At 62.8% G+C, this 16,772-nt stretch carries 12 protein-coding genes and 1 pseudogene; 8 read left to right on the top strand and 5 right to left on the bottom strand.

Features of this window, described 5'->3' with window-relative positions:
* Window positions 1-79 precede the first annotated feature (79 nt).
* Genes rsmA through AC19YR_RS03810 form a run of 4 tightly spaced genes read right to left on the bottom strand, consistent with a single transcriptional unit; the run spans window position 80 to window position 5,976 of the window.
* The gene (gene rsmA / locus AC19YR_RS03825) at window positions 80-898 is read right to left on the bottom strand and encodes a 16S rRNA (adenine(1518)-N(6)/adenine(1519)-N(6))-dimethyltransferase RsmA (protein WP_500597245.1); all 819 of its coding nucleotides are present in this window, start codon (window positions 896-898) and stop codon (window positions 80-82) included.
* On the bottom strand, window positions 895-1,884 hold the full coding sequence (pdxA, locus tag AC19YR_RS03820) for a 4-hydroxythreonine-4-phosphate dehydrogenase PdxA (protein WP_500597243.1): 990 nt from the start codon (window positions 1,882-1,884) through the stop codon (window positions 895-897). The genes rsmA and pdxA overlap by 4 nt, the downstream gene beginning before the upstream one ends.
* Window positions 1,881-3,197 (bottom strand): peptidylprolyl isomerase SurA, encoded by a 1,317-nt coding sequence (surA, locus tag AC19YR_RS03815; protein WP_500597241.1) that lies wholly within the window; start codon window positions 3,195-3,197, stop codon window positions 1,881-1,883. Before surA ends, pdxA begins: the two co-directional genes overlap by 4 nt.
* On the bottom strand, window positions 3,178-5,976 hold the full coding sequence (locus AC19YR_RS03810) for an LPS-assembly protein LptD (protein ID WP_500597239.1): 2,799 nt from the start codon (window positions 5,974-5,976) through the stop codon (window positions 3,178-3,180). Before AC19YR_RS03810 ends, surA begins: the two co-directional genes overlap by 20 nt.
* 130 nt (window positions 5,977-6,106) lie before the next feature.
* On the opposite strand from AC19YR_RS03810, the gene AC19YR_RS03805 reads away from it, so the two are divergent.
* The 3 genes from AC19YR_RS03805 to AC19YR_RS03795 are packed head-to-tail and all read left to right on the top strand — an operon-like array spanning window position 6,107 to window position 8,566.
* Window positions 6,107-7,126 (top strand): aminoglycoside phosphotransferase family protein, encoded by a 1,020-nt coding sequence (locus tag AC19YR_RS03805; RefSeq protein WP_500597238.1) that lies wholly within the window; start codon window positions 6,107-6,109, stop codon window positions 7,124-7,126.
* Window positions 7,123-7,797 carry an N-acetylmuramate alpha-1-phosphate uridylyltransferase MurU gene (gene murU, locus AC19YR_RS03800; RefSeq protein WP_500597237.1) on the top strand — a complete coding sequence of 225 codons (675 nt, stop codon included), beginning with the start codon at window positions 7,123-7,125 and terminating at the stop codon, window positions 7,795-7,797. The genes AC19YR_RS03805 and murU overlap by 4 nt, the downstream gene beginning before the upstream one ends.
* A 1-nt stretch (window position 7,798) precedes the next feature.
* Entirely contained in the window at window positions 7,799-8,566 is a 768-nt protein-coding gene (locus AC19YR_RS03795) for a TerB family tellurite resistance protein (protein ID WP_500597235.1), read from the top strand.
* Between the two features lie 177 nt (window positions 8,567-8,743).
* Here AC19YR_RS03795 and AC19YR_RS03790 read toward each other — a convergent pair.
* Window positions 8,744-9,730, bottom strand: a pseudogene (locus AC19YR_RS03790) (alpha/beta hydrolase family protein).
* Window positions 9,731-9,804: 74 nt separating this feature from the next.
* On the opposite strand from AC19YR_RS03790, the gene AC19YR_RS03785 reads away from it, so the two are divergent.
* From AC19YR_RS03785 to AC19YR_RS03765, 5 genes are all read left to right on the top strand, one after another.
* Window positions 9,805-12,198 carry a PAS domain-containing sensor histidine kinase gene (locus AC19YR_RS03785; protein ID WP_500597234.1) on the top strand — a complete coding sequence of 798 codons (2,394 nt, stop codon included), beginning with the start codon at window positions 9,805-9,807 and terminating at the stop codon, window positions 12,196-12,198.
* 69 nt (window positions 12,199-12,267) lie between these two features.
* Entirely contained in the window at window positions 12,268-12,897 is a 630-nt protein-coding gene (locus tag AC19YR_RS03780) for a response regulator (RefSeq protein ID WP_003210977.1), read from the top strand.
* Between the two features lie 281 nt (window positions 12,898-13,178).
* On the top strand, window positions 13,179-14,303 hold the full coding sequence (locus AC19YR_RS03775) for an ABC transporter ATP-binding protein (protein ID WP_500597231.1): 1,125 nt from the start codon (window positions 13,179-13,181) through the stop codon (window positions 14,301-14,303).
* Window positions 14,304-14,350: 47 nt separating this feature from the next.
* The gene (locus AC19YR_RS03770; protein ID WP_500597230.1) at window positions 14,351-15,394 is read left to right on the top strand and encodes an ABC transporter substrate-binding protein; all 1,044 of its coding nucleotides are present in this window, start codon (window positions 14,351-14,353) and stop codon (window positions 15,392-15,394) included.
* Window positions 15,395-15,514: 120 nt separating this feature from the next.
* Window positions 15,515-16,762, top strand: a complete 1,248-nt coding sequence (locus AC19YR_RS03765) for an ABC transporter permease (protein WP_095108974.1) — start codon at window positions 15,515-15,517, stop codon at window positions 16,760-16,762.
* The last annotated feature ends 10 nt before the right edge of the window (window positions 16,763-16,772 follow it).

The raw sequence follows: 16,772 nt of genomic DNA, 5'->3' as shown, positions 1-16,772 counted from the left end.
TTGAGTCAGTCTAGGCCAAGTATCGGGTAGTAAACCAGACATGAGGCCTGGTGTCTTACCCGATCACGCGGGCGCCTTGTCAGTCGGCGCGCGGGGCTGCAGCGAGTTGATCGCTCAGGGCATCGGCCAGGCGCACGAACGCCGCGAGGTCCAGTTGCTCCGGGCGTAGGCTGCCGTCAACGCCGCAGGCTTGGATCTCGTCGGTGCTGAGCAGGTTTTTCAGGGTGTTGCGCAAGGTTTTGCGGCGCTGGTTGAAGGCTTCGCGAACGACCCGTTCGAGCATGCGGTGGTCCTTGGCCGGATGCGGCAGCACGGCGTGGGGCACCAGGCGCACGATGGCCGAGTCGACTTTAGGCGGCGGGTTGAACGCCCCTGGGCCGACGTTGAACAGGTGTTCGACCTTGCAGTGGTACTGAACCATGATCGACAAACGACCCCAGTCACCGCCGCCAGGTCCGGCCGCGAGGCGTTCGACCACTTCCTTTTGCAGCATGAAGTGCATGTCGCGGATCAGGTTGGCGTTATTCAGCAGGTGAAAAATCAGCGGCGTGGAGATGTTGTACGGCAGGTTGCCCACCACCCGCAGGCTGCCGGGCGCGGCGTTGAGGCTGGTGAAGTCGAACTTCAGCGCATCGCCCTGGTGCAGGTTGAAATTGCTTTTGCCGGCGAACTGCTGGTTGAGGATCGGGATCAGGTCTTTGTCCAGTTCCACCACATCAAGCTGGCCGCCGCTGTTGAGCAGGCCTTCGGTCAAGGCACCCTGGCCCGGGCCGATTTCCAGCAGGCGATTGTCGGGTTTGGCGTTTATGGCCCGCAAAATGCGGTCGATAACGCCGGCATCGTGCAGGAAGTTCTGGCCAAAGCGCTTGCGCGCCCGGTGTTGGTAGTGCTCGGTCATAAACAAGTCTCGGCCATCTGGTAGGCGGTTTGCAGGGCGACTTTCAGGCTGCCGGTGTCGATTTTGCCGCTGCCGGCCAGATCCAGGGCAGTGCCGTGGTCGACTGAGGTGCGGATGATCGGCAGGCCGAGGGTCACGTTGACTGCCGCGCCGAAACCTTTGTATTTCAGTACGGGCAGGCCCTGGTCGTGGTACATCGCCAGCACTGCGTCGCAGTGCTCCAGATATTTGGGGGTAAACAGAGTGTCGGCGGGCAGGGGACCGCGCAGGTCCATACCTTCGGTGCGCAGACGCTCCAGGGTGGGTTCGATGATGTCGATTTCTTCATGGCCCAGGTGTCCACCTTCACCGGCATGGGGGTTGAGCCCGCAGACCAGGATACGTGGCCGGGCAATGCCGAATTTTTGTTGCAGGTCGGTGTGCAGAATCCGCGTGACCCGCTCCAGGCGCTGCGCGGTGATCGCATCGGCCACCTGGCGCAGGGGCAGGTGAGTGGTCACCAGCGCCACACGCAAACCGTGGGTCGCCAGCATCATCACCACTTGCTCAGTGTGGGTCAGGTCGGCGAGGAACTCTGTGTGGCCGGAAAACGGGATGCCCGCTTCATTAATAACGCCTTTGTGCACGGGCGCCGTAATCATCGCTGCGAAATGCCCATCGACGCAGCCTTGGGCTGCACGTGTCAGGGTTTCGAGGACGAACGCTGCATTGGCTTGGTTCAGCTGTCCGGCCACGACCTTGGCCTGTAGCGGGGTGTCCCACACATAGAGGCTGTTGGCGGGGGCCGGGCTGTCGGGCCAGTTGCCCGGTGCGACGGGCAGTAAATCGACAACCACGCCCAGTTGCGCGGCCCGCTCAAGGAGCAGGTCGCGGCTGGTGATGGCGATCAGGGGATGTGGCTGGGGTTGCGAGGCGAGCAACAGGCACAGGTCTGGACCAATGCCCGCCGGCTCGCCGGGTGTCAGCGCGAAACGCTTGGGTTTCACTGCTGCGCCTGGTCGGCGCCAGGCAGTTTGATTTCAACGTAGGCTTCGTCGCGGATCTGGCGCAGCCAGGTTTGCAGCTCTTCGTCGTATTTGCGGTTACGCAGCACGGTCATCGCTTGCTGCTCGCGGGCCTGGTTGGTGCTGTCGGTGGCGCGGCGGCCAAGGACTTCCAGGACGTGCCAGCCATAAGGGCTCTTGAACGGCTTGGACAGCTGACCTTGTGGGGTCTTGGCCATCACTTCGCGGAACTCGGGCACCAGGGCGTTGGGGTCGATCCAGTTGAGATCGCCGCCGTGCAACGCAGAACCCGGGTCTTCGGAGAAGCTCTTCGCCAGTTCGGTGAAGTCTTCGCCCGCTACGATGCGGTCGTAGAGCTTCTGCGTCAGGCGCTTGGTTTCTTCTTCGCTGCGGATTTCGCTCGGTTTAATCAGGATGTGGCGCACATGCACTTCGTCACGGACCTGAGCTTCACCGCCACGCTTGTCGAGGATCTTCAGGATGATGAAACCGCCCGGTGTGCGCATCGGCTCGGTCACGTCGCCCACGGCCATGGTGCTGAGCATGCGGTCGAACGGCGGTGGCAATTGTGCGGCTTTGCGCCAGCCCATATCGCCGCCTTCCAGCGCGGTTTCACTGGCGGACTTAGCAATGGCCAACTGACCAAAGTCAGCGCCTTGCTTGAGTTGCTGATACACGTCGCCAGCCTGGCGTGCTGCGGCCTGAATGGCTTCGGAGTTGGCGCTTTCTGGTGTCGGGATGAGGATGTTGGCCAGGCGGAACTCTTCGGAGAGCTGCATCTTGCCCAGGTCCGAGGCGAGGAAGTTCTTCACTTCCTGTTCGGTGACCTGCACACGCTCAGCCACGCGGCGCTGGCGCACACGGCTGATAATCATCTCGCGGCGCACCTGGTCGCGGGCGTCTTCATAAGACAGACCGTCGCGGGCCAGTGCGGCGCGGAACTGCTCGACGCTCATGTTGTTGCGTTGCGCAATGGTGCCGATGGCCTGGTTCAGTTCTTCGTCGGTGATGCGGATGCCGGAGCGTTCGCCGATCTGCAGTTGCAGGTTTTCGACGATCAGGCGCTCCAGCACTTGCTGGTCCAACACGCCCGGAGGCGGCAGGCCGGCACCGCGCTTGGCGATGGTTTGCTGCACTTCGTGGACACGCTGGTCCAGTTGGCTCTGCATCACCACGTCGTTGTCGACGATGGCCACGACTCTGTCTATGGACTGCACGGCGGCGTTGGCGGCCGTGCCCAGGAACAGCGCGCCCAGCATCAGCGGGCGCAGAGAATCAGAAAGCTTGGTCTTCACGTTCACGATAACCTTGGATGCCTTGGTCGAGGAAACTCTCTACTTTGGCGCCGGTCACGCCGCCGAGTCCCTTGAGAACAATTTGGAGGAAGATGCCATGGTCGCCACGTTCGTTTTCCGGGGCTTCCTGGCTGAATTCGTCGTACTTGACCCAGTAACGGCTAATCAGGCGCAGTTTCCAGCAGCAGTTGTCGTACTCGAAACCACCGAAGGCTTCCAGGGTACGGTTGCGGTTGTAGTCATACTGCCAGCGGCTGATGGCGTTCCACTGCGGCACGATCGGCCAGATCACCGAGAAGTCGTGCTGTTGGATCTTGTAGTAGTCCTTCACGAAGCCGGGTTTGCCTTCTTCGCCATAATTGCCACCCATCTGCCACTTGCCGGTTGTCTGGTCGTAGCGTACTTGGTCGTTGCGATAGCGATAACCGGCGTTGATGACCTTGTTCGGGTTGTCTTCCGGTTGGTAGTGGAACATCGCACTACCCGAGCGCGGGCTGCGGCTATCCGGATCCCAGTTGTAGTCGGCTGTGGTGCGCCAATCACGGTTGAAGCGGAACTCGTATTCCAGTGCGTAAGGCGAGACGTTGGACTGGGCGTCGGCACGATCCTTGAAATCGACACCTGGCAATTGAACTTCGCGGTCCTTGAAGTACAGGGCCTGGCCGATGCTGATGCGCTGGCGCTCAAAGCCGTTGTCTTCGATCCAGCGGTTGGTTACGCCCAGGGACAGCTTGTTCTCATCGCCCACACGGTCGGAACCGGTGAAACGGTTGTCACGGAACAGCGAGGCGTAGTTGAAGGTGCTTTCGCTGGTGTCGAAGACAGGAATGTCGGACTGATCTTTCTCTGGCACGTAGAGATAGAACAGGCGTGGTTCCAAAGTCTGACGGTAGTTTTTACCGAACCATTGCGTGCCTCGGTCGAAGTACAGGCCGCTGTCAATGCTTGCAATTGGGACGTTGAGGTTTTGGCTGCTGCTATAGGACTCACCAGTTCGCAGTGTGTCTTTACCTTGTTGGTCCAGATCAAGATCGTACTGGGTGTACTTGTACTTGAGCGCTGGTTTGATAAAACCATAGGACCAGTTCAATGGCAGACTGACACTTGGTTCCAGATTTAGACGGTTGCCGTTAGCGCGAGCCAGACCCTGAACGTTCTCATCTATGCGTGGACGACCAAATTTCCCAGTCTTGGGGTCAAAAGGCCCACCGTTTTCATCAAGGTAAGTGCCATTCCGAAGATCACGATCAAACCGCACGATTTCCGTGTTGTAAGCGAAATTCAAGCCGCCCGGCTGGACCGGCAACGCACCATTGAAGGTGATCTGTGGCAAGCGGTTGTACGGCGTGATGTTGGAAACTGTCGCCAACTCGTAGGCCTGGGCGTTGATCCGGGCGGCGTAACTGTCGCCACGGTAGGTCACGGCGCCTTGCTGGTTGACGAAGGTGCGGCTGTCTACGCCGATCTGGTCGCTTTGCAGGTCCTGGAAGTAGTACGGGTCGCTGATCTTGGTGTAATCGACCTCGGTCATGACGCGCGAATCAAGACCACCCTTGTGCTGCCAGTTGAGCAGGTAGCGGGTCTTTTCGGAGTCGGTCTGCTTCTTGCGATCGTCGTTGTCGTCGTTGAGGTACGCGGCGCCGAACTGACCTTCGCTGCTTTTGGTCAGGTAGCGGAATTCGCCTTCCATCAACAGGCCGCGTTTGCTCATGTAGCGCGGGTACAACGTGGCATCGTAGTTGGGCGCGATGTTGAAGTAGTACGGCGTGACGAGCATAAAGCCCGTGTCGCTGCCGCTGCCGATGGTCGGCGGCAGGAAGCCGGACTGGCGACGGTCATCGATCGGGAAGTAGATGTACGGGGTGTACAGAACCGGGATGTCCTTGACGCGCAGCGTGACGTTGGTCGCGGTGCCGAAGCCAGTGGCCGGGTTCAGGGTGATGTTGTTGCCTTTGAGCTGCCAGGCGTTGCTGTTGGGTTCGCACGAGGTGTACGTACCATCCTTGAGGCGGATGATCGCGTTCTCGGCACGCTTGGCGTACAGCGCGCTGCCGCGGATACGCGACTTGTGCAGCACGTACTCGGCGTTGTCGACCTTGGCTTCGCCAGTGTCGAGCTGGATGTCGGCGTGGTCGCCCACCAGCAGGGCACCGTTGTCACGGACGCGTACGTTGCCGTTGAGTTCACCACGGTTCTCGGCCTGATACAGGTTGGCCTCGTCGGCCTCCACCTGCATGCTGCCCTGGCGCATGACGACGTCACCGGCCAGGGTCGCGACCTGTTGTTCCTGCTCGTAACGCGATGCCTTGGCGCCGATGAAGGTCGGGGCATCACTTTTATTCGTCTTGTCATTCATGCCAGGACGAATCGGTTCGATATAGGAACCAGAGCAATAAGGACCGGTCTCGGCCAGTTGCGCGGCGGTCAGTTGTTCACGCGGGACCCAGTCCAGGTGGCTGTAGTCGGCACTGCGCGACTTAAGGCCGCGGCCCTTGGCTTCGGTAACCAGCGTAGTTTGGGCGGCGGTTTCGCCACCGCTGCTGGTGCCGGCCGGGCTGTCGCCGCCCGAACTGAGCGCGGCACCGTCATGCACGGGGCGCGGCGGCAGTTGAGCCGCTGGAGCTTTAGGCGCGCAGTCCCAGGCACCCGAAGCAGAGACTGAGCAGTCATACTGTTCCGCGGCGACCACGAACGAAGTGGCTAGAGGTTGCAGGGCCAGCAGACTGCCGGTAACCAACAACGGAAATTTTTTACGAAACGCGGGGGATTTCAATGCCATCTTATTAGTCCGGGCTTCCTGCGTGCCATCTGCCCGCGGTGTGGGCCGCACGCCTCTCGATGGTCTGAAAAAGATGCTGGATAATAAAGCATGACCCGCTTGACGGCTAGCGCCGTCGGAGACCCTTGTAATGCCTGACCAAGATGTACGCTTGCAACACCTGAAAGTTTGGCTCGATGAGCAGTTGGCAATGTTGTTCAGCGCCCAAGGTTGGGGTGCCGTGCCCCCGGCCACGTTGACCGCGGCCAGCAGCGACGCGAGTTTTCGCCGTTATTTCCGTTGGCAAGGCGAGGGCCGCAGCTTTGTGGTCATGGACGCGCCGCCGCCGCAGGAAAACTGCAAACCCTTCGTGGATATCGCCGCGATGTTGGCGAAATCGGGCATTAACGTGCCGAAAATTTACGCCCAAGACCTGGCGCGCGGTTTTCTTTTGCTCAATGACCTGGGCAACCAGACCTACCTGGATGTGATCGACGGCGAAAATGCCGATGCGCTGTTCAAGGATGCCTTGCAGGCGTTGCTGGCCTTGCAGCAGTTGCCGATGGACGAGCCGCTGCCCAGTTACGACGTGGCGTTGTTGCGCCGGGAGTTGGAGTTATTCCCCGAGTGGTACGTCAAGCGCGAGCTGGGCGTGGCGTTCGATGCGCGTCAGCAGGCCTTGTGGCAAGAGGTCAGTGACCTGCTGATCGACAGCGCCCTGGCCCAGCCCAAGGTTCTGGTGCACCGCGACTTTATGCCGCGCAACCTGATGCTGAGCGAACCCAACCCGGGTGTGCTGGATTTCCAGGACGCGGTCTACGGCCCGGTGACTTACGACGTGACGTGCCTGTTCAAGGACGCCTTTCTCAGTTGGCCCCAGGCGCGGGTGGAAGGCTGGCTCAAGGATTACTGGCAGCAGGCCGCCAACCTGGGCATTGCGGTGCAGGCGCAGTTTGATGATTTCCTGCGGGCCAGCGACCTGATGGGCGTGCAACGCCATTTGAAAGTGATCGGCATTTTTGCCCGCATCTGCCACCGCGACGGCAAGCCGCGCTACCTGGCGGACGTGCCGCGCTTCTTCTCTTATATAGAAGCGGTGCTGGCCCGCCGGCCGGAGCTGGCGCAACTGGGTGAGTTGCTCGCGAGCCTGCGCGCTGGAGCGGCGCGATGAAGGCGATGATCCTGGCGGCGGGCAAGGGCGAGCGCATGCGCCCCTTGACCCTGACCACGCCCAAGCCGCTGATCCCGTTGGGCGGCGTGCCGTTGATCGAGCATCACCTGCGGGCGCTGGCGGCGGCGGGTTTTCGCGAAATCGTGATTAACCACGCCTGGCTTGGCCAGCAAATCGAAGACTACCTGGGCGATGGCCAGCGCCTGGGCTTGAGCATCCGCTATTCCCCCGAAGGTGAGCCGCTGGAAACCGGCGGTGGGATTTTCCGCGCCTTGGCGCTGTTGGGCGATGAGCCGTTCGCGGTGGTCAACGGCGATATCTGGACCGACTACGACTTGCGCGCCCTGCGCCGGCCGCTGCAAGGGTTGGCGCACCTGGTGATGGTGGACAACCCGCCCCATCACCCCAGCGGCGGTGACTTCTGCCTGGAAAACGGCCGCATTCACGACGCTACACCGGGCTCGACCGCGCTGACCTTCAGCGGCATTTCGGTGCTCCACCCGCGCTTGTTCGCCGGTTGCGAGGCCGGGCCGTTCAAGCTGGCGCCGCTGTTGCGCAGCGCCATGGCCCAGGGCCTGGTGAGTGGCGAACACCTGCAAGGCCAATGGGTGGATGTGGGCACGCCTGAACGTTTGGCCCAGGCTGAACTCCTGCTGCAAGCGAGGCGCTGAGATGTTGTGGCCAGGGACTCTGATTGGAGCCGGAGCAGGTTTTGCCATTGCCAGCATTCCGGGGGCCTTATTGGGCGCGTTGTTGGGGCAGGCGCTGGACCGGCGCCTGCAACTGCACAGTTGGGCCCATGTGCGCGAGCGGTTGGGCGGGCGCCCGGCGCTGCGCAATGACGAATTGTTGTTCGTGTTGCTGGGGCGTTTGGCCAAGAGCGACGGCCAGGTCGTCGATGGCCATATCCAGCAGGCACGCCAGGAAATGCGCGCCCTGAGCCTGAGCGAGCCGGCGCAGAAGCGTGCCATTGCGGCGTTCAATCGCGGCAAGGCTGGAGGGGATCGCCTGCGAGGCTATCTGCGCCACTTGCGGGCCCAGCCCCACGCGGCCGAAGGCGTGCTGCGCGCGTGTTGGCGCATGGTTTGGGCCGATGGCCGGGTGGGCGCCGCCGAGCGTGAGTTGATCGCGGCGTGGGGCAAGTGGCTGGGCTGGACGCCGCAGCAGGTGCAGGCGCTGGCCAGTGAATACGACCCGCAGCGCAAACCGCTTACCCACAGCACCGGGACTTATCAGGAGGCGTTGCGCCTGCTGGGCGTAACCTCTACCACTGAGCCTGCGCAGATCAAACGCGCCTACCGGCGCCTGCTCAGCCGCCATCACCCGGACAAGGTCGCCGGCACCGGCGCCACGGCGCAGCAAGTGCGCGAGGCGACGGAGAAAACCCGCGACTTGCACAGCGCCTATACGATGATTCGCCAGCGCCGGGATTTTCGGTAGGTCAGGTGCGCGCGAGTGTGTGTGGGAGCCCGCTCGCGATAGCGGTGGTTGGGCTTGGCTGTGCCGGCCTTATCGCGGGCAAGGCCGGCTCCCACTTTTCATTTTCCTCTGTGGGAACGAGCCTGCTCGCGATAGCGGCACTGGCACTGGCAAGACAGTTTCCCACCGTGTTTTGAATCAACCTTGCGTTGGCTGCGGGCTCAACCAACCCCGCACCCGGCGGAACAGTTGTTCCTGTTCGGCGGCGCTGTTGCCGGGCAGGGTCTTGAGGGTGATCTGCTTGAAGTTCGCGGACTTGCTGCGCTTGCTGGCCTGGGCGCGTTCCCGGGCGGCGCTACGCGCCAGCTCGGTGTCTTTGTAGAAAATATCGGCGATGGCCACTTTCAGGGTTGGGGTCAGCTCGACCAGAGGCGGCTGGGTGTTGATCGGGGCCTTGGCGGCGACCATCAGCAGCTTTTCGATTTGCGGCGGTTGTTTTTCGCTCAGGTAACGGGCCGCCCAATAGGCGCCGGTGCCGTGGCCCAGTAGCACGATGCTGCGGGCGTTTTGCTGCTCGGCGTAGGCGATGGCGGCGTCGATGCGGGCGAAGATGCGCTCGGCGTCGGCCTTGATCGTGTCGGTGACCGGTTCGGGGCTGTCAGCCAGGGGCGCTTCACCGCCGGCAGCCTGTTCGATGGGCGGCGCGGTGGCAGCGTCCTTGCTGCTGGTGTCGGCGCTTACGGCGGGCGGGGCGGCTTCTACCACCCGGGCTTGGCTGGCGTTGCTCAACAGGTCAGGCAGGGTCAGGCTCAGGCTGCTCCACGCGGCATCGGGCAATTTGGTGCGCAAAGGGCCGATAACTTGCGGCCAGTCAGCCGTTTCGCCCGCGCCTGGGACGATAATCACCGCGCCCTTGGGCTCGCCGGCGTTGGCCGGTTTCCACAGGGCCAGGAAAGTATCGCTACCGGTTTGTAGCTGTTGCTGCTCCTGGGCGGGAATAATTCGCTCAAGTGCGGCGGCATCTTCCTGACTACGCTATAGCAGCGGCTGGCGCTGGGGGGCTGGTTCTTCGACGGGTTTTTCCGTGGCGGCTGGCGCTGGGTCGGCGGCCTGCACGGAAAAGGCACAGGGCAGGATCAGCGACAGGCACAATGCTGGCAGTGCCGAGCGGTAGACAGGGGGCATCGGATTTTCCAGGCCAGAAATATTCCCGGCAGCCTAATGGGTTGGTCAGTATTTGTCAGTGTGCGAGCGTTCAGATGATGCGTTATTGCTGCCTTTGGGTTATCGGCTGTTTTGTTTTTCCCTTGATGGCGTGGGCCGCGCCCGAGCTACCCGTGGCGTTGGCGCCGTTGAATGCCGAGCAGCGCCAATGGCTGGCCGAGCACCGCGAGCTGCGGGTGGGTGTGGTGCTGCAAGCGCCTTACGCGCAATTCGACCGGCGCCTGCAACGCCTGTCCGGGGCCAACGTGGAACTGATGCAGTGGCTGGCCAAGTCCCTGGAGGTGGAACTTACCTGGCGCAACTTCAACGACCAGGCGCAACTGGACGCGGCGGTGCGCAACGGCGAAATCGACCTCGCCCCGGGCCTGAGCCAGACCCCAGCGGGCCTGCGTTTGTGGCATTTTTCCGACCCCTACATGCGTGTGGCGCAGTTGATCGTCAGCGAGGGCAAGGGCGCCGGTGCGGTGGAGCTGGAGAAACTCGACAACCAGGCCCGCGTCGCCGTGCGCATGCCCAGCACCGTGGCCGACTATTTGCGCACCACCTACAGCCACCTCAACCTGCAAGGCGTGCCGCTGGAGCGCCAGGCCCTGCAACTGCTGCTTAGCCAGCAGGCGCGCTACGCGGTGGTGGACGAGGCGCAGCTCAGCCGCCTGTCGGTGGAGCCGGAGTTCGCCGGGTTGGCGGTGGTCGGTGATATCGGTTTGCCGCAGTTGCTGCGTATCGCCACGCGCCGCGACTGGCCGCAGCTCTCGGCGGTTGTCGAAAGCGCACTGCACGCCATCCCCGCGCGCAACCTGGAGCAACTGCACAACCGCTGGCTGCAACCCAAGTACCCGCGCCTGACCGAATCCCGCGGGTTTTGGCAGAACCTGTGCCTGTTGCTGGGGGCGTTGCTGCTCAGTTGCATGGCCATCGTGACGTGGCAGCGGCGCCAGCAGCACAGCCTGGAGCAACGCCTTCTGGCCGCCAAGGCCGATATTGCCCAGCGCGAGGCCAGCGAAGAAGCGCTGCGCCTGACCCAGTTTTCCATCGACCAAAGCACCGTGGGCATCCTCTGGGTCAATTGGGACAGCCACGTGCGCTACGCCAACCGGGCGGCGCAAACCATGCTCGGCTACCCCGACGGCGGCGTGATCGACCGGCCGCTGATCGACTTCGAGCCGGGCCTGCACATGGACCGTTGGTTGACCCTGTGGAAGCGCGCCCGCGCCAGCGAGGACGGGCCGCAAACCTTTGAAAGCAACTGCGTGCGCGCCGATGGCAGCATTCTGCCGGCGGACGTTTCCCTGAGTTTCTTGCGCTTTGGCGGCGGCGAATACCTGGTGGTGTACCTCAACGACGTCACCGAGCGCCGCCGCGCCCTCGCCGCGTTGCAGGAGAGCGACGCGCGGCTGCAAGGCATCGCGGCGAACGTGCCGGGGTTGGTGTTCCGCCTGGAGCGGGCGCCGGTGACCGGCCAGATCGACTTTGCCTACATCAGCGAAGGCAGCGAGAGCCTGGTGGGTTACTCGCCGGCCGTGCTGCGCCATCGCGACATGGGCTTGCGCAGCCTCGTCCACCCCGACGACAAGGCCAGTTATCACCGCACCCAGGACCAGGCCCTGGACACCGACAGCGACTGGTCGTGGCAGGGCCGTATCGTCACCCGCCAGGGCGGCCAGCGCTGGGCCGAGATCAAGGCCATCACCCGGCGCCTGGAGGATGGCGCGGTGGTGTGGGACGGCATCGTCTGGGACATCAGCGAGAGCAAGCGCATCGAGCTGGAGCTGGCCAGCTCCCGCGAGCAATTGCGCGAGTTGTCGGCGCACCTGGAGAGCGTGCGCGAAGAAGAAAAAGCCCGGATCGCCCGGGAAGTGCACGACGAACTGGGGCAGATGCTCACCGTGCTGAAGCTGGAAACCTCCATGTGCGAACTGGCCTACGCCCAGCTCGACCCGGGGCTACACGAACGCCTCAACAGCATGAAACGCCTGATCGCCCAGCTCTTCCAACTGGTGCGCGACGTGGCCACGGCGCTGCGCCCACCGATCCTCGATGCCGGGATCGCTTCGGCCATTGAATGGCAGGCGCGGCGGTTCGAGGCGCGCACCCAGATCCCGTGCCTGGTGCAGGTGCCGGACAACCTGCCGGCCCTCAGCGACGCCAAGGCCATTGGCTTGTTCCGCATCCTTCAGGAGGCATTGACCAACGTCATGCGCCACGCTCAAGCGCATACTGTCGAATTGACATTGACCCTGGAGGGTGGTGATTTGTGCCTTTGCGTCAGCGATGACGGCGTAGGATTCATCGCCCCTCTCGGTAGGCCAACATCCTTTGGTGTGGTAGGTATGCGCGAACGGGTGCTGATTATGGGCGGTAGCCTGAACCTGGACAGCGAACCGGGGGAGGGCACGACCTTGAGTGTGCGGGTGCCGGTGGATGGGTAGGTGCCCCCACAGCCGCTGATCTCCCCTACGAAGCGGTACTCGCCATCAGACCAATAAAAGGAAACCCCTGTGATCCGTGTACTGGTAGCCGAAGACCACACCATCGTGCGTGAGGGCATCAAGCAGTTGATTGGCCTGGCCAAGGACTTGCTGGTGGTGGGGGAGGCGAGCAATGGCGAGCAGTTGCTCGAAACCCTACGCCACGTGCCCTGCGAAGTGGTGCTGCTGGATATCTCCATGCCCGGCGTCAATGGCTTGGAGGCGATCCCGCGGATCCGTGCGCTGAACAACCCGCCGGCGATCCTGGTGTTGTCCATGCACGACGAAGCGCAAATGGCCGCGCGGGCGTTGAAGGTGGGCGCGGCCGGGTACGCCACCAAGGACAGCGACCCGGCGCTGCTGCTCACGGCCATCCGCAAGGTGGCGGCGGGCGGGCGCTACATCGACCCGGATCTGGCCGACCGCATGGTTTTCGAGGTGGGCCTGACGGACTCGCGGCCCCTGCATTCGTTGTTGTCCGAGCGCGAATTCTCGGTGTTCGAGCGCCTGGCCCAGGGCGCCAACGTCAACGACATCGCCCAGCAACTGGCCCTGAGCAGCAAGACCATCAGTACCCACAAGGCGCGGTTGATGCAGAAACTCAACATCACCTCCCTGGCCGAACTGGTGAAGTACGCCATGGAACACAAGCTGCTGTAGATAGCAGGTGGGCTGAGGACGCCATCGCAAGCAGGCTCGCTCCCACAAAAAATCTCTCAGTTATCCATTTGCGACATCCCCCAACCCCCCGCGCTTGCAGCTTGCCGCTCAATACGTGCGTCTGCTCTTACCTAATCCCGCCATCCGTGTAGGGCGTTCCCTACACTGAAATTTCCATAGGGCCTAGGCGAATCTCTCCTACGCCCCGATTTGCCGGTGTTTGCGCCTCCTCTAGTCTGGGTCCATGGCAGTCCCAACGATCAAGAACAAAAGGTGCGGGTATGAGCGAGGTCGATTCAAGCGCTGTGGCCAATGACGTGCTGGTCAGCTTTCGTGGCGTGCAAAAGAGCTATGACGGCGAGAACCTGATCGTCAAAGACCTCAACCTGGAAATCCGCAAGGGCGAGTTCCTCACCCTGCTCGGGCCTTCGGGGTCGGGCAAAACCACCAGCCTGATGATGTTGGCCGGGTTCGAGACGCCCACCAGCGGCGAGATCCAGCTCGCCGGGCGCGCCATCAACAACGTGCCGCCGCACAAGCGCGATATCGGCATGGTGTTCCAGAACTACGCGCTGTTCCCCCACATGACCGTGGCCGAGAACCTGGCGTTCCCACTGTCGGTGCGCGGTTTCAACAAGACCGACACCAGCGAGCGGGTCAAACGGGTGCTGAGCATGGTGCAACTCGATGCCTTCGCCCAGCGCTACCCGGCGCAACTCTCCGGTGGCCAGCAGCAGCGGGTTGCACTGGCCCGGGCGTTGGTGTTCGAGCCGCAACTGGTGCTGATGGACGAACCCCTCGGCGCGTTGGACAAACAACTGCGCGAACACATGCAGATGGAAATCAAGCACCTGCACGAGCGCCTCGGCCTGACCGTGGTGTACGTGACCCACGACCAGGGCGAAGCCCTGACCATGTCGGACCGGGTAGCGGTGTTCCACCAGGGCGAAATCCAACAGATCGCCGCCCCGCGCACCCTCTACGAAGAACCCAAGAACACCTTCGTCGCCAACTTCATCGGCGAAAACAACCGCCTCAATGGCCGCTTGCACAGCCAGGACGGCGAGCGCTGCGTGGTCGAACTGGGCCGTGGCGAGAAGGTCGAGGCGCTGGCGGTCAACGTCGGCAAGCCTGGCGAGCCGGTGACCCTGTCGGTGCGCCCGGAGCGGGTCAGCCTCAACGGCGCCAGCGCCAGCTGCACCAACCGTTTTTCTGGGCGGGTGGCCGAGTTCATCTACTTGGGCGACCACGTCCGCGTTCGCTTGGAAGTCTGCGGCAAGACCGACTTCTTCGTGAAACAACCGATTGCCGAACTGGACCCGACGCTGGCAGTCGGCGATGTGGTTCCGCTTGGCTGGCAGGTGGAGCACGTTCGCGCGCTCGACCCACTTCTAGAGGCGAACTGATCGCCCACAGGCTTTACCCCCAACCCTGCACGTGGAGAGAACAATAAATGTTGAGATCCCTGAAATTCAGCGCCCTGGTTATGGGCATGATCGGTGCGGCACACGCGATGGCGGCAGGCCCGGACCTGACCGTGGTGTCCTTTGGCGGGGCGAACAAGGCAGCGCAGGTCAAAGCCTTCTACGCACCCTGGGAAGCGGCGGGCCACGGCAAGATCGTGGCCGGCGAGTACAACGGCGAAATGGCCAAGGTCAAGGCCATGGTCGATACCAAGAGCGTGTCGTGGGACCTAGTGGAAGTCGAATCGCCGGAGCTGTCGCGCGGTTGCGATGAAGACATGTTCGAGCCCCTGGACCCGGCTCTGGTGGGCAAGGCCGACGATTTCGTCAAAGGCGCGATCCAGCCGTGCGGCGTGGGCTTCTTCGTGTGGTCGACGGTGATGGCGTACAACGCCGACAAGCTGAAAACCGCGCCCACCAGTTGGGCGGATTTCTGGGACACCAAGCAGTTCCCGGGCAAACGTGGCCTGCGCAAAGGCGCTAAGTACACCCTGGAATTCGCGCTGATGGCCGACGGTGTCGCGCCCAAGGACGTCTACAAAGTACTGGCCGGCAAGGATGGCCAGGACCGCGCCTTCAAGAAACTCGACGAACTCAAGCCCAGCATCCAGTGGTGGGAAGCGGGCGCCCAGCCGCCGCAGTACCTGGCCTCTGGTGATGTGGTGATGAGCTCGGCCTACAACGGCCGGATCGCTGCGGTACAGAAGGAAAGCAACCTGAAAGTGGTGTGGAACGGCGGCATCTACGACTTCGACGCCTGGGCCATCCCCCGTGGCCTGAGCAAGGAACGCGCCGACGCGGCGAAGAAATTCATCGCCTTCTCCGTGCAGCCTCAGCAGCAGAAGACCTACTCGCAGAACATCGCCTACGGCCCGGCGAACACCCAGGCTGTGCCGCTGCTGGACAAGGACATCCTCAAGGACATGCCTACCACCCCGGAAAACATCGCCAACCAGGTGCAGATCGACGTCAGCTTCTGGGCCGACAACGGCGAGCAACTGGAGCAACGCTTCAACTCCTGGGCGGCTAAGTAACGCTTAAAGCTTGGGTGTTGCTGTGGGAGCGAGCCCTGCTCGCGCCCACAGTGGGACGAAGCAGCCAACCATACCCAGGCGGTCCGCCTGGGCAACGATCAAAGATTTGTGGAGTTCGCCATGGCCATCGCCGTTCCCTTGAACGAGGTCACCAGCCCCAACCTCAAGCAGCGCCTGGCCCGGGCCGAGCGGCTTAACCGCTGGAAGGCCCAGGCCCTGATCGCGCCATTGGTGCTGTTTCTGTTGCTGGTGTTCCTGGTGCCGATCGTGGCGCTGCTCTACAAAAGCGTCGGCAACCCGGAAGTGGTCGCCGGCTTACCGCGTACCGTGGTGGCAGTGGCCGGTTGGGATGGCCGTGGCTTGCCCGGCGAGGCGGTGTACCAGGCTGCCAGCGAAGACCTGGCGCAAGCGCGCAAGAATCAAACCCTGGGCGATCTGTCCAAGCGTCTGAACATGGAGTTGGCCGGCTACCGCAGCCTGCTGACCAAAACCGCCCGGGCGTTGCCGTTCGCCACGCCACCGGCCTCGTATAAAGATGCGATGGAAGCCCTGGATGAGCGCTGGGGCGACCCGGCCTACTGGCAGGCGATCCGCCGCAACACCAGCAGCCTGACCCCGTACTACCTGTTGGCGGCGGTGGACCACCGCATCGACGACCTCGGCGAAGTGGCCCCGGCCACGCCCGACCAGGCGATTTACCTGGATATCTTCGCGCGCACCTTCTGGATGGGCCTGGTGATTACCGCCATCTGCCTGGTGCTGGCCTATCCGCTGGCCTACCTGCTGGCCAACTTGCCGGCACGCCAGAGCAACCTGTTGATGATCCTGGTGCTGCTGCCGTTCTGGACCTCCGTGTTGGTGCGGGTGGCGGCGTGGATCGTGCTGCTGCAATCGGGCGGGCTGATAAATGGCGCATTGATGGCCATGGGCGTGATCGATAAACCCCTGGAGTTGGTGTTCAACCGGGTCGGCGTGTACATCTCGATGGTGCACATCCTGCTGCCGTTCATGATTTTGCCGATCTACAGCGTGATGAAGGGTATCTCCCCGACCTACATGCGCGCGGCGATTTCCCTGGGTTGCCATCCGTTCGCCAGTTTCTGGCGGGTGTACTTCCCACAGACCTACGCCGGTGTGGGCGCCGGGTGCCTGTTGGTGTTCATCTTGGCTATCGGCTACTACATCACCCCGGCGCTGCTGGGCAGCCCCAACGATCAGATGGTCAGCTACTTCGTCGCGTTCTACACCAACACCAGCATCAACTGGGGCATGGCGACCGCGCTCGGCGGCCTGTTGCTGCTGGCGACCATCGTGTTGTACCTGATCTACAGCTGGTTGGTGGGCGCCAGTCGCCTGCGCCTGAGCTGAACCTGAGGAG

It is taken from the genome of Pseudomonas sp. MF08817 (assembly GCF_059862705.1).
Note: the sequence above shows the minus strand (reverse complement) of the source record. Positions and strands in the feature narration are given on the sequence as shown.